Origin of the sequence: Kitasatospora sp. NPDC056531, assembly GCF_042794375.1 — a bacterium.
In the GTDB taxonomy this organism is placed as follows: Bacteria; Actinomycetota; Actinomycetes; order Streptomycetales; family Streptomycetaceae; genus Kitasatospora.
Genome location: NZ_JBHTTU010000124.1, coordinates 1 through 13171, shown reverse-complemented (window position 1 = coordinate 13171; position 13171 = coordinate 1). Strand labels below are relative to the sequence as shown.

11 protein-coding genes and 1 pseudogene are annotated in these 13171 nt (G+C 66.0%); 4 read left to right on the top strand and 8 right to left on the bottom strand.

The genetic code is table 11. The features are described 5' to 3' along the window. The first annotated feature begins 184 nt into the window (after window positions 1-184). From ACFQ87_RS40795 to ACFQ87_RS40785, 3 genes are all read left to right on the top strand, one after another. A complete protein-coding gene (locus ACFQ87_RS40795) occupies window positions 185-1096 on the top strand; it encodes a group II intron maturase-specific domain-containing protein (protein WP_380616022.1) in 912 nt (303 codons plus the stop codon). A gap of 628 nt (window positions 1097-1724) precedes the next feature. Next, a complete protein-coding gene (locus ACFQ87_RS40790) occupies window positions 1725-3410 on the top strand; it encodes an IPT/TIG domain-containing protein (RefSeq protein ID WP_380616021.1) in 1686 nt (561 codons plus the stop codon). Between the two features lie 61 nt (window positions 3411-3471). Next, window positions 3472-3993 (top strand): hypothetical protein, encoded by a 522-nt coding sequence (locus tag ACFQ87_RS40785; RefSeq protein ID WP_380616020.1) that lies wholly within the window; start codon window positions 3472-3474, stop codon window positions 3991-3993. A 121-nt stretch (window positions 3994-4114) separates the two neighbouring features. Here the strand turns inward: ACFQ87_RS40785 and ACFQ87_RS40780 are convergent, their stop codons facing one another. The 3 genes from ACFQ87_RS40780 to ACFQ87_RS40770 form a co-directional block, all read right to left on the bottom strand. After that, a complete protein-coding gene (locus ACFQ87_RS40780; RefSeq protein ID WP_380616023.1) occupies window positions 4115-4750 on the bottom strand; it encodes a DUF7003 family protein in 636 nt (211 codons plus the stop codon). A 77-nt stretch (window positions 4751-4827) separates the two neighbouring features. Next, window positions 4828-6294 carry a hypothetical protein gene (locus ACFQ87_RS40775; RefSeq protein WP_380616019.1) on the bottom strand — a complete coding sequence of 489 codons (1467 nt, stop codon included), beginning with the start codon at window positions 6292-6294 and terminating at the stop codon, window positions 4828-4830. Further along, window positions 6291-6629 (bottom strand): helix-turn-helix domain-containing protein, encoded by a 339-nt coding sequence (locus ACFQ87_RS40770; RefSeq protein ID WP_380616018.1) that lies wholly within the window; start codon window positions 6627-6629, stop codon window positions 6291-6293. The genes ACFQ87_RS40775 and ACFQ87_RS40770 overlap by 4 nt, the downstream gene beginning before the upstream one ends. A 518-nt stretch (window positions 6630-7147) precedes the next feature. On the opposite strand from ACFQ87_RS40770, the gene ACFQ87_RS40765 reads away from it, so the two are divergent. Further along, window positions 7148-8347 (top strand): TIR domain-containing protein, encoded by a 1200-nt coding sequence (locus tag ACFQ87_RS40765; protein ID WP_380616017.1) that lies wholly within the window; start codon window positions 7148-7150, stop codon window positions 8345-8347. 62 nt (window positions 8348-8409) lie between these two features. On the opposite strand, the gene ACFQ87_RS40760 is transcribed toward ACFQ87_RS40765, so the two are convergent. From ACFQ87_RS40760 to ACFQ87_RS40740, 5 genes and pseudogenes are all read right to left on the bottom strand, one after another. After that, window positions 8410-9282 (bottom strand): alpha/beta fold hydrolase, encoded by an 873-nt coding sequence (locus tag ACFQ87_RS40760; protein WP_380616016.1) that lies wholly within the window; start codon window positions 9280-9282, stop codon window positions 8410-8412. A gap of 8 nt (window positions 9283-9290) precedes the next feature. After that, the gene (locus ACFQ87_RS40755; protein WP_380616015.1) at window positions 9291-10172 is read right to left on the bottom strand and encodes a hypothetical protein; all 882 of its coding nucleotides are present in this window, start codon (window positions 10170-10172) and stop codon (window positions 9291-9293) included. 74 nt (window positions 10173-10246) lie between these two features. Beyond that, on the bottom strand, window positions 10247-10741 hold the full coding sequence (locus tag ACFQ87_RS40750) for a DUF6262 family protein (protein WP_380616014.1): 495 nt from the start codon (window positions 10739-10741) through the stop codon (window positions 10247-10249). After that, on the bottom strand, window positions 10731-12983 hold the full coding sequence (locus tag ACFQ87_RS40745; protein ID WP_380616013.1) for a tyrosine-type recombinase/integrase: 2253 nt from the start codon (window positions 12981-12983) through the stop codon (window positions 10731-10733). Before ACFQ87_RS40745 ends, ACFQ87_RS40750 begins: the two co-directional genes overlap by 11 nt. Continuing rightward, window positions 12980-13171: pseudogene (locus ACFQ87_RS40740) on the bottom strand (hypothetical protein); the annotation flags it as partial. The gene ACFQ87_RS40745 and the pseudogene ACFQ87_RS40740, both read right to left, overlap by 4 nt.

The window sequence follows — 13171 nt, the reverse complement described above, 5'->3', positions numbered from 1 at the left end:
GAGCTCACAGGCATCACAGATTCGCCGGCGTCCCGGACGGACACACCCCGATTTTCCCGGCCTCACGGCGGCCGGCGCAGCCGGTCTGGGTTACTTACACGAAATCGAGTCCCCACCGAACCCGGGGCGGCTCAGCTACCGGCCCAGCGTCCGCAGTGACGCTGAGACGGTCAAGGGATGCCCTGTGCTGGTCAGATACGCCGACGATTACGTGGCGATGTGCCACAGCCGTGAACAGGCCGAGCAGGTCAAGGCTGATCTCACGGCGTGGCTGGAGCCCAGAGGACTCCGCTTCAACGAGGACAAGACACGCATCGTCCACGTTGAGGACGGGTTCTCGTTCCTGGGCTTCGACATCCGCCGCCGAGTCGATCGGCAGGGCAGCGGAAAACTGCTCATCACTCCCAGCAAGGAGTCGGTCAAGCGGCTCCGGAAGCGGCTCACCGCCGACGTGCGCTCCATGCACGGCGCGAACGCGGCCGCGGTGGTGTTCCGGCTCAACCCGGTCGTGCGGGGATGGTCGGCCTACTACCGGAGCGTGGTCTCCGGCCGGGTCTTCACCGGCCTGGACCACCACGTCTGGCACCTCACCTACCGGTGGGCCAGACGCTCGCATCCGAACAAGTCGAGGGGCTGGGTCGCGACCCGGTACTTCGGCAAGTTCCACAAGTCCCGGCAGGACCGGTGGGTGTTCGGCGACCGCGACAGCGGCGCCTACCTCACCAAGTTCGCCTGGACGAAGATCGTCCGGCACGTCCCGGTCCTCGGCGGGGCATCTCCGGATGACCCCGCCCTGGCCGAGTACTGGACCGAACGGCGGCGCAAGAAGAAGGCCCCGCCCGTGGACGAGCACACCGCCCGGCTTCTGCGAAGCCAAGGCGGACGCTGTCCCGCATGCGGGGAGTTCCTGCTGCACGCCGAACACGAGCCACGCAGCCCACGCGAGTGGGAACAGTGGTTCATGACCGTCCGGCGGGTGCTGGCCAAACAGCACATCGTCGAACAGGTCGACGGCCAGGACCGGACCTTCTACCGACTCCTCCACGCGCACTGCCGACGGCAGATCCTTGCCGGAAAGACGGTGCACCAGCCATGACGCCGACGCGGAAACCTCGTCGTCCTCGGGGCTTGCTTGAGCCGTGGTGCCTGGAAAGCGGGCACGCCCGGTTCTGAGGGGGCCGGGGTCCAGCAATGGGCCCCGGCTACCCGACGATTCCACCACCGGAAGGTGGAGTCGTGGAGATGGCGGGGCAGGTTCTACCTGCAACGCTGGCCCTCGCCACGGGCGTTGGGGGTGCTGCGGGACAAGATTCGCGCGGCCACCTCAAGGTCCCGGTGCGAGCGGCCGGTGGCCGCTGTGGTCGCGCACGATGCGGCGGCGGTGAAGGGGTCGGTGGTCAGCAAGACCCACGTCACCCCCCCGTGTGCAGCCCCCGCAAGACCGGCAAGACCACCATCAAGACTCTCTACGTGGTGACAAGCCGGGCCGCCGAGACGGCCATCGCGGCCCAGTGAGCGCTCGAATTGGGCCCCGGAAAGGCGGCCATCGGAAAATCGGACATATCGAGCGAACGTTAAAAGCCTTCATGGGGAGGGTACTTGGCACAGTGTGTATTTCGCCGGTCCAGTCTTGGGCCGGTTGCCTGCCTGCTGCCGGCCCATGCGGTGGAGCAGACATTTCCGTGGGCGGGACAAGATCGCCCCCACCTACCTCAGGGAGTGTCATGTTCACCCTTCCATCGCGTTCGCCGCTGCTGCCTACCCAGGTGCGTCGCTCCGGGTTGAATGCCGCGTTCGCGGCAGGGACAGCCGTTCCCGTGGGTGACACACCGGAGGGAGTTGCCCTCACCCCCGATGCGGCCCGTGGGTATGTGGCCAACCGGGGCTCGAACACGGTGAGCGTGATCGACACCGCCACCGACACGGTCACCGACACCATCGCCACGGGGGCCGGTCCCACTTTCGTGGCGATCAGTCCGGACGGCACCCGGGCGTATGTGACCGTCTACGACGACGGTCTCGTCAGCGTGATCGACACCGTCTCCAACGCCATCGTCACGGACATCGCCGTAGGGGCGGGAGCGACGGTCGTAGCGCTCACCCCGGACGGTGCCCGCGCCTATGTGACACGGCAGACCACGAACACGGTGAGCGTGATCGACACCGCCACCAACACCGTCACCGCCACCATCACCGTCGGGGACGGCTCGACCGGCCTCGTCATTACCCAGGACGGGACACGCGCCTACGTCGCGTGTCTCGCCTCGAATACCGTCAGCGTGATCGACACCGCCACCAACACCGTCACCGCCACGATCACCGTCGGTCCCGTTCCCATCCTGCTGGGGCTTACCCCCGACGGGGCTCACCTCTACGTCACCAACGTCGGCAACTCCACGGTGAGCGTGATCGACACCGCAACGAGCACGGTCACTGCCGTCGTCGGTGTCAGCGCCCAGCCGCGCTTCGTGGCAGTGAGCCCGGACGGCTCCCACGCGTACGTGGCGAACTCCGGCCCGGGCACCGTGAGTGTGATCGACACCGCCACCAACACCGTCGTCGAGAACATCGGCGTGGGAGGCGGCCCCACCGCTATCGCGGTCTTCCCCGACGGTACGCACGCCTACGTCACCAACGCGCCTGCAAATAACGTCAGCGATATGGCGACGACCCTGATCCCCGGCCACGGGTCCACGGGAGGGCAGACCACCGTGACTGTCAATGGCCACAACCTGGCCAACGCCACCGCTGTGCACTTCGGTACCGCCCAGGCAGTTATCACCGCCAACACAGCGACGTCGATAACCGTCCTCACCCCCGCCGGAGCCGGTGCCGTCCCTGTGACGGTCACCACCCCGGGCGGCACCGGCCCCCTCGGATCCTTCTACTACACACCGGTCCCCGCCCTCACCGACATCAGCCCCGTCGCGGGCCCCGTCGCAGGCAGCGACCAGGAGATCGTCATCACCGGCCGCAACCTCGCCGGAGCCATCGACGTGTACTTCGGCCCCACCCGAGCCGTCATCCAAACCGTCTCCGACACCCAGATCACCGTCAGGGCCGCCGGTGCCCCGGCGCCGGGCGGTGCCGCCGTCACCGTGACCACCCCCGGCGGGACCACCGACGGGCTGTCCTACACCTACGTTGACCCGTCCACCGTCACCGGCGTCAGCCCCAACGCCGGACCGACCGCCAGCGGCACCCAGGTGACCATCACCGGCACCGGCCTCGCATCCACCGACCAGGTCACCTTCAACGGCATCCGGGCACCGTTCGAGGTCGTCTCCGACACCACCCTGACCGCCACCGCCCCGCCCAGCGGAGCCGACGGCACCGTCGACGTCATCATCACGGGCCCCGGCGGCACCTCTGCCGGAACGTTCACCTACACCGCCGATCCCAACATCTGACCTCATGTCCGTAGGCTCCCGAGCCGCCTCGCCACCGCTCCCAACGCGAGGGCCGGGCACCGTGGCCCGCTGCGAGGTCGAGACGGGCGGGCCAGGACAGCAGCTCCGCGACACCGTCATAAGCGGTGGTGCCCGTCCGAAAGACGGCCTGCTGCGCCCGGTTGCGGTGTCGAGCAAGGCGGTTCGGCAGGCGCTGGGCGATCTCGCGCTGCACGGCCTGGTCGCCTCCGACGGCAACACCCGGGACCGGCACAAGACCTGGCGGCTGGAGGGCGCGGCCGGGCTGGACGCGGCCGCCGCCGTGCTCGGGATGGTCCGCTCGGAGATGGGCGGCACCGCTCGGGGTGCCTGGCGCTCCGGCGCCCAGCACGCGATGGCGGTCAACGAGACCGTGCTCGCGTTCGTCCTGGGCGGCAGCGCGCCCGGGGCCGCGGGTGGGGTGGGCACGGTGCGGTCCTGGTCGACCGAGACCGAGTTCCTGCTGCCGGGCGGCAAGCGCAAGGTGCGCCCGGACGGCGTGTGGCAGGCCCCGGAGATCGGGGTGCCGGTGCTGATGGGGTCCAGTACTGGTAGGAGTCTGTGATCGGGTGATCTGAGTTCGTCCGCCGCAGCGGGCAGTCGGTGGCCCTGCGTAACGGTGACAGGCTTTCGCGGAAACGCAGGGCCGGAAGCACGGTTGTGTCGGCAGCGGTCAGGCGGACGATTTACAAGGTTCCGGCGTCCGGCCAGAGGGACCAGTGGGTGTTCGCCGGGAGTGTCGGTCGGTACCGGGTCCGGTCCCCGGAGTCCAAGACCTCGGCGATCATCTGGAACGTCTCGTGCCCGCTGGGCATGACGTCCCAGAAGTCCTCCGGTTGGTTCCACTCGTCAAGTCGCATCAGCTCCGGCAGGTCGGAGGGAACGCTGGCCCGCAGCTCCGTCTCGTCGGCCAGCAGGAGCCGCCTATTCGCTGGCGCGAGCAGGCGGAACACATCCTGCAAAGGGGTGTCGGCATCGGCGTTGACTGTCAGCGCGGTGCCGCGGACGACCACCGGGACCCCTCCCGCATAGACCTCGGCGCCGTCGGGATCGATCTCCTCCATGTTGTCCACCCGTGCCAGGAAGTCGCCGAACCCGGGTTCGCCGCGCGTCAGACAGTTGCCGAAGCAGTGCATGACGTCGATGAGGTTGCCGCCGCGCGGGTTGTAACCCAGCAGTTCGGCGACCACGGCCCAGCGCGTGCTGTCGCCGAGCAAGTGGATCCGCGCATCGACCGGGTAGTAGTAGCCATTGTCGAGATCAGGGAACTCTCCCTTGTCCGCGCAGAGATCGAACTGTCCGAGGATCGACGAGGTTGTCATCACGGTCTCCAGGCTAGGACCGGGCTCTCGGCCACTCCCTGGCGGGAGTCTGCTGCCTGGTGGCGGCGGCTGACGACTCACCTGGCGTGCTCTCCGGGGGCGTACTTCTTCCAGGTACTGCCGGCCTCGGCGGCCAGGGCTTCCGCGTGGACGGTGTGGTAGCCGAGCATCCCGGCGACCACGGACGGGGGCGCCTGCAGGACCAGTTGCCGAAGGGCGGCGGTGCGTCCGGGCAGGGTGGGGATGCCCGCGTCGGCGAGCCTCCTGCCGAGCGTCGCTGGGTCGAGGGGCTGTCCGGCCCGGCGCCCAGGGAAGAGCCAGTCGCTGGTCGGCATGGTTCCGCCGGGCCGGTTCGGCCGTCCGGTCCGGACATAGTCCCGCAGCAGACTGGCGAAGGGCTCTGGGACTGGGGTGGGCGGCTCGCCAAGCCGGAGCAGGACCTGGTCGCTGTCGGCGGTGACGTCGAGGACGGTGAGCCGGACCATGCGCCGGATCGGCTGGGCGAAGAGGAGGACGAGCGCGGCGGCGATGCGCTCTGCCTGTGGCAGGTCGTCGCTGGTCAGGACGCGTCGTATGAGGGTGATGCGGCGGTGCTGGCTGATCGGTGCCGGGTTCTCGGTGCGGATCACGGGGATCTTCAGGCGGGGCATGGTGTGGTGGTCCATGGACCAGCGCAGGAAGCCAGCGGTGATGCGCCTGGTGGTGGCGTCCTCGGCGAACCAGGCGTCCAGGTCGGCCTGGGTGTACTCGGCGAGCGCACGGCCCCGGGCAGCGGACCAGGTGAGGAACGCGGCTGTCTGGGTGAGCACGGTGCGGGCGGTCTTGACGGCTCCAGGCCCGAGGGGGCGCTTGGTCTCCGTGGCCCGCAGTTTCCGCAGCAGCTGCCAGGTGGCGAAGCGCTGCAGGAGCTGGCGCTGGTCCGGATCCTCGATGCCGGTGAGCCAGTCGGTGAGCCAGCGTTCGAACAGCAGCAGGTGCCGGTCGCGGTGCGGGAGCACGCCGCAGTGCATGAGCAGGTCGCGGACGTGCGCGACCGACCTGCCGGGCGACAGGGTGTTCAACCCGTCGTGGATGAGCGGTACTTGGGCTCGGGCGAGGGCTCGCAGGATCTGTTGGACGTGCGGTTTGCCGACCCAGGTCAGCTGTCCCTTCGGCCGGGGCATGGCCGTGACCTGTTCGAAGAAGGGCACGAGTTCGGGCCGGATGCGGCCGGTGCCGTCGTCCAGGAGTTCTTCGAGACGTTCGGCCAGGACGCAGTTCCCGCAGATCCCGCGCCGGTAGCGGGCGGCTTCGCGGCCACAGCGTTCGCAGAAGAAGTCGCCCAGGCCGCCGGCGCAGTCGGTGCACCACCGCCCACCGTCGGGTGCGATGCCGGGGGTGAGCCGGTCGACGCCGCAGCCAGCGCATCGGCCGTAGGTCTCCAGCGCGTGGTCCCGGCAGGAGGCGCAGATGTAGCCCTCGGGCCAGTGGGCCGCGCCGATCCGGACGGGCCGGCGACAGCGCGCGCAAAACAGGTCCTCGGCCCGGACACGGGTGCGGCTCACTTCTCCGGCCGGACCCGGGCCCGCTTCGGCCGAATGGTGGCGGCCAGGTCGACCACGTCGGCGCCGCCGGAGGCAGCGGTGCGGCGCGGGGCCGCGTTCTCGGCCCGGGTGGCGATCAGCTCGGCGGGGGTGACGTCGAGGATGTCGCACAGCGCGGCCAGCACAGGCAGCGACAGGCGTTCGGGCGTCTGGGTGACCAGCCGCCAGACCTGCACCGAGGACAGGTCGATGCCGCGGTCGGCCAGCAGCGGGGACAGGTCCGAGGCAGCGAAGATGCCGCGTTGGGCCATCACCTCGCGCAGCCGCCACTGGTAGCTGACCTGGCGTTTCATCATGCCCTCCTTGCCGGCCGCAGAGCGGCTTCCATCGTCGCGTCCAGGACCCGTCGCAGCGTACGGGTACGGAAGTCGGAGGACACGCAGGTGTAGATCGCGGTCGTGGAGGCGTAGTCGTGGCCGACCTGTTCCTGGATTATCTTGAGTTCGCCAGCTCGACAGGGCTGTTGACCTGCGTGTTTGTGTCGCGGTGATTGTCCGTGACGTAGCGGATGAGGGCATCGGGGGTCCAATCAGTAGGGGCCGATCGTTACCGACCTGGGATCGCCTGTCGATGTCAGGTGATTCCCCACCGCCAGCGTGGACCCGGGCTGATTCAAAGTCCTGATGATCTTGCATCTGGGCTGGTCACGGGATGCTGAGGAGGTCGAGCGGGCGGGTGAAGGGCTCGTAGGCCCACAGCACACCCCCTCCGACCTGCACATCCACATGATCGGCAGGACTTGAATCAGCCTGGCCCGGATGAGGTCTCATTGCTCGCTGTGGCACGAAGCTGGCCCCTCATTTACCGTATAAGGGTGAAGAAATCCACTCCAGGAAATTACCGTTACGACGTAGCTCTCTCATTCGCAGGAGAGCAGCGTCCATACGTATCCGCTGTAGCAAAAGGTCTACGCAAGCAAGGCGTTCTCGTATTCTATGACGACTACGAAAAGGCGGACCTCCTGGGCAGGCATCTATATGAGCACCTCGATCGAATATATCGACTTGAGGCCGAATATTGTGTAATCTTCGCATCTTCTGATTATGCTCGCAAAGTATGGACAACTCATGAGCGGAGGAGTGCGCAAAGTAGGGCGCTGGTTGATCACAGTACGGAATATATCCTTCCTGCCCGTTTCGATGATACCGAGATTCCCGGCCTGGCTCCCGACGTAGGTTACATCGATCTCCGCACCACTAAACCTGCCGAGCTGGTGAAAATCCTAATCCAAAAGATCATTGGTGCACCCGACGTTGAGCATATGCGCGCTGCCCTACTTGCCGCCAAGGTGAAGATATCTTTATCTCCCGGCAGCGATCTAGCGCGCCCGGCAATTGAGGGGCGAGTTGATAGGCTCAAGAGACGGCTGGCCGAGCTAGGGGAAACTCCGACAATTTCTAGTCCGGGGGAAGCTCTTCGCCTGATCGAGGAATACGTTTTCTCAAGGGAAGTTCGCCGATGGCCAGGGAGCCTTCAAAGCGCAGACTATGCATTGGAGACAGTGCGCCAGTTTATGAGTGATCCGGTTTTGATCGGAGGCAAGAGAGCCGCTCTGTCGCTGAATGCGGCCGAGGGTGCGCATCGGGAGACGGAGGCGGAGCCCGCGCAGGGCGACGATTGGAAGCAGCACTTCAGGCGAGTGGAGGAGATATTGAAACCTGTGCTGGAGGTACTTCCCGCAGAGGAGGAATACAATTTTGCAGTCGGAAACATCTCGCCAGCTGTCGCCGTCTCCGCGATAGAGCGAGGGTACTACCGATCGATCGCCGATCGGCGCGGTGATCTTTGGTCTTGGAATTACCTACTACTTCTGGCGCATTTGGGAGAGCGGGATGCCCTGCTGAAGATATTGAAGGCTCGGCTGAAGGTCGAAGATCCGCTTGATAAAGCGTATGTCGCAACACGAGAGCTGGCTAGAGATGTACTGGGAGATGATTTTCCGATCTGGTTTCGCGACGAAGTTATGAGCCCTGACGAGGAGGACCCATGGCCCGATGGACGGCTCGGGCTCTAGACCTTGTCCTACGTAGTGACTTTCGTCAAACGTTTGTTGCATGTGATGACGGCGGCGAAGTCCTAGCAGCCGTGGCTTGGCAGGACGCGTGCGCCGAGCAACATTCGATCAAGCTCCCGTCGATTCAGTGGCCTGCTGGTATTTCGGGGCCACCGTGGAAGCACGTGACGCGTGCGCTGCCCGAAGAACCACGCGATATCCTGCGCGACGTCGGATGAACCCCAGTAGTCGCCGTGGTCCAATTCGGTGGGCACCGCCTTAGTCCATCGACCGGGCGGCAGCCCGGTATGACCGACGGCATTCCCTACCTCGCCATAGACCTTTTGTCCGGCATTGAAAACTCGACCCAGGGCGCCATCGTTTTGTGACCAAAAAACATACTCGCGAGATTCCCCAGGCTCCCAGTCGTAATCCCTGCGAGCCATGCATAGATCCACGGGTACTGCAGCCGCCAGCAGGAATGCCTTACGCACCCGTGCTCCTCTATACGCCGCACCATCGCGTCGAATAAAGCGCATAGCTTGGAGTGCGACGCGACAGCCGAGAGAGTGGCCAACCAAAACCACCTCTGTTGTGCCCGGAAGATCTTTGAGGAACTCGTACAGTAGCCGACCGGATTCCTTGGCATCGGGTACGCGGGCAGAGTATGTGGCGACAGAAATCAATCGTGCGGGGTGGTCGCCAGGCCAGTGGTATTCCCAGAAGCTTCCCAATATATCGACACATCGCGGCCAAATCGCAACGCCGAGTGCCTTCCTGAACTTCTCATATGATGCACTTGCCTTGCTCTCTGAGTTCTGGAAGCCGTGGATCAGAATGATGAATCGGGACTGGCCTAGACTGTGAGGTGAGCCCGGTTCAATCAGAGGCTCCCATAACAGCCTCGACCCCAGTGGATCAGGGTTGCGTACCGTGATCTTATTGATCCTAGTCATGGCTCTCCTTAGCGACGCCAGCGTTCGATCACTGCTGTTATGTCTCTGAGAATCCAGGCCAACGGACCGCCGATGATCAATGCCGCGATGATATAGCGGGGCCGAGCGTCCCATGAGGAGCCTGCGCTCGACAGGGCAACACCGTATGCCCCACTTATCCATACCGCCGTGGCTTGCACATAGTGGCGCCAGCGCTCACCAACTGAAACTTGCAGCTGGTCCACGCCGGCCTGTACCCGCTGCATGTAATAAACGCTCACGGCGGTAGTGGTGCCTTCTCCGTCAGCGGCACCGTCGCTGTCAGTGGGGCTTCCTCCGCCATCATTCAATAGCTTCGATCGATTTTTCTCTCCGGCTAGACACGCCAACAGGAAACGGTAGCGAGACGGGCGCGTTAGTGCAATGTCGACGGCAGTGCTGATCTGGGCTACGAGCTGCTCGATAGGCAGATCGGTTGCATAGGTCGAGCGGTCGGTACCGCCCATTAGCGCAGAGAGTTCGTCGTACGCCTTCTGCGAGATTTCGGGAGTACGTTGCGCCATCCACCGCTTGACCTGACGTTGCTGGTAGATTCCTCGCAATCGAAAGATGCGTTTTGCCACCTCGATGGTCGCGGCGCTTGCGGCACCGCATAAGAAGGAGAACCAGAGTACGTCCCGAACCTGCGCGGAGATCGGTCCCGCTGCAAGTCGAAATTGCCCCACTCGCACTGCTGCGTAAATCACGTAGCCGATGATTCCGAAAAAGGCTAGGATCATGCAAGAAAAGAGGAAAATGATCGGCAGTCTATCCGGGTGGGCACGAGAAGGGTATTTGCGCTCTTTCACCATTTTCCCAGTATCACGCTCGTAGACGTGTACCGCCTCTTTTGATCCCCAGGGCTGATTCAAGTCCTGCTGATCATGTGGATGTGCAGGTCGGAGGGGGTGTGCTCTGGGCTGGCGGGGCCGCGCGGAGCACGTGTCTACTTTTCGACACGATCAGCTCTCCTGGGTGGGTGGGGAGGTTGATGCTGGCGGTGGAGCGTTACGTGACCATCGACAGGCTTGCTTGCGCCTGCCCGTTGTGGGCTGATGCGAGTCGTCGCGGCGCGTTGTTCGCCGAGTGCGCGGGCGAGTTGCTCGCGAAGTTGTTGGTTCTCCTCGGTGAGGCGCCGGATGCGGGCGTTGGCGGCTTCGAGGCGTTGCAGCAAGGAAGCGTCGGAGGTGCGCTGACGTGCAGGAACCGGCGATCCGGAGTCACGGCGGTGTGCTGCCCGAAGGCGCTCGATTTCCTCTCGCAGGTCTGTCTGGGCATAGAGCCATGACCGGGACACTCCGGCCCGCTTCGCGACGGTCTCGAAGGTCACCGGCTCGCCCGCCAGGTCGAGGGAGCGGAGGGCCTGGACGGCCTTGGCGCGGGTGTACTCGCTGCGGCGGCGGGCGGCGTCGACGATGTGCTGGCTGTTGTCAGCTCGCATCGGCAGTCGCCTCCGGCTGTCCGAGGTCGTCTTCCAAGCTGGTGATGATCTTCTCCAGGTTGCCGAGGACCTGGCGGTTCATTTCGACCACGCGGGCTTGGCCGCGGGCCTCGGCGGCGGAGACGATCTGCAGCAGCTGCTGCTTCTGCTCGCGGTGCTGCGGCAGGAACTCGGGGGTCGTGACGAACATCGGGCACGTCAGACAGGCGTTGGCATGCGGACAGGTTCGTTGCACCGGCAGGCCGCAGTAGCCGTTGGGCAGGGCCTGGGTCACGCGCCCGAGCCGCTGCTTGGCCCAGGTGGCCTCGGCCAGAGGGCTGTTGGGATCGACGGTGACGCTCTCGCCCTTGATGTTGACCTTGCGGGCCTTCTCCCAGTGCCGGCGGACCGTGGAGTCGTGCAGCCGGGCATAGTGGGCGGTCATCTCGCCGGAAGAGTGATCGAGAAGGACGCGTACGACTTCCTGCGGGACGTCCCGGTTGATCAGCCTGGTTCCAAAAGTGTGGCGCCATTGATGGGGCGTCAGATGGACCGGTCGGCCGTGTTCGTCCTGGACGTCGCATCGCTCCAGCCAGCGGTCGAGCTGGCCGCGGTAGGAGTGCGTGGTCAGTGGCCGAGTGCCGTCGGGGTTCATCCGGAGCGCGGGGAACAGCCATCGGCAGCCGCCGGGCCAACGCTCAAGGACGCGCCGCTGCTGGGCGGCGATCTCGCCCTCGACCTCCTCGTCGATGGGGACCAGGGCTTCGCGTTTCATCTTCCGGTTGAGGTAGCGCAGGTAGGCGGCACCGTCGGCGTCCCGGATGATGCAGTCGAAGTCCAGGTGGCAGGCGTCGCCGACCCGCAGCCCGCAGCGCATGAGGATCAAGGTCAGGACCCGGCCGTCGGGGGTGTGCCAGCGGTCGAGGTTGGCGCTCTGTTCGACCTGGGCCATCACGTGCTCGGCCAGAGCCCGGGGCAGCCGCTTGTCAGGGCGGGGGAAGTCATCGGGGTAGAAGGTCGCGTTCGCCGGAAGGCCCTGGTCCCAGCCGTGGCGGCGCACAGCGTGGAAGAAGGCGTTCAGCGAGCTGATGTCCCGGCTGCGGGAATGCGTTGAGCGCGGGTCGAGGGCCAGGTCGGCGAGGTAGCGTTCCAGCACGGCCCGGTCCACGCAGGCCGGCTCGTCGGCGGCAACGCGGGGGTCGGCCAGGAAGCCGGAGAACCGGTTGAGGGCCAGGATGTCGATGACGGCCTGGTTGACGCTGCGGCCGACGCTCAGCCGCCACCGCACGAACCGTTTGACCAGCTCACGTAGCCACGGCTGGAGGATGCGGTCGAACCGCAGCCGGGCCCTGGTGCCCTCGATGCCGAGCCGGCGCAGTTCCCACACATCGCGCGGGAACTCGCTCTCCCAGCCGCTGCCGTGGGCGAGGTCCTCCAGGTGCGTGTACGCGTAGCGCAGGAAGGCCAGCTGCCCGTTTTGGCTGTGACTGGAGCCGCGTCCGGTGGCGTAGTGCTCACTCCACCGCTCCATCGGCCACTCCAGCAACGACGCGGTTCCGCTGGCGGCGACCAGCCGGATCACCGGGGCGACGGCCGAGCTGTGGGTGTTGACCTGCCGCTCGTCGTGACGGCGCTGGAGGGCGTATTGCAGCTCCAGCCGCAGCTGTCGTTTCCCCTCCAGCGGCCGGAAGTCGAACCGGTCGTCCCCAGCTGCCTCGCAGCGGCGCACGAACTCCTCAGTCTCGGGCCTGCCGACGGCCTGCCACCGGGAGGTGTGGTTGTGGCAGAACTCCGAGTTCCCCTGGGCCCACAAGGTGCAGAACGACAGCCGGCAGACGCGCTGGCCGCTGTTCTCGACAGTCGGCAGGCCGGCCACCCACGTTCTCTTGTCGGGCTGGCCCGCTCGCTCCCAGAAGCCGTGGTGGCGCACGCACAGGCCCTGCCGGGCCGCCCCGAAGCGGCATCCGGCGACGGCGCACGCCGTCAGTTCCGACCGCCCGATGGGATCGGGCCCGGGATCGGCGATGAAGGCTTCGACGTCCGGTTTCCCTCGCCGCTGCCAGCGGTAGTAGTGGCCCCGGCAGAGCTGGCGGGTGCGGGGCTGGCGCGGACATCCAGGAACCCGGCACGAGCCCAGCCCGAAGATCAGTTCACCGGGCGCTGGGATGAACACGTCCACGCGGAACTCCGGCCGGATGGCGGCCATCAGTTTGCCGAGCAGGCCGGCGCCGGGGGCCGGAGCGGCAGACATCGCGTCGCTCACCAGCACACCTCCCGGCCGGTCAGGAATCCTGCGGCCTCCAGGGCCCGGCGGGCGTCCTCCACGGACAAGTGACCGTAAACGTCGTGCGTGGTGGCTACTGAGCTTGATCGGGTGATGTCGGGGTCGTTCGGCTGACAGGCGCCGGACGGCTCCGGTAGCTGTTGGTTGTGAGATACGCGCAGGGCGGC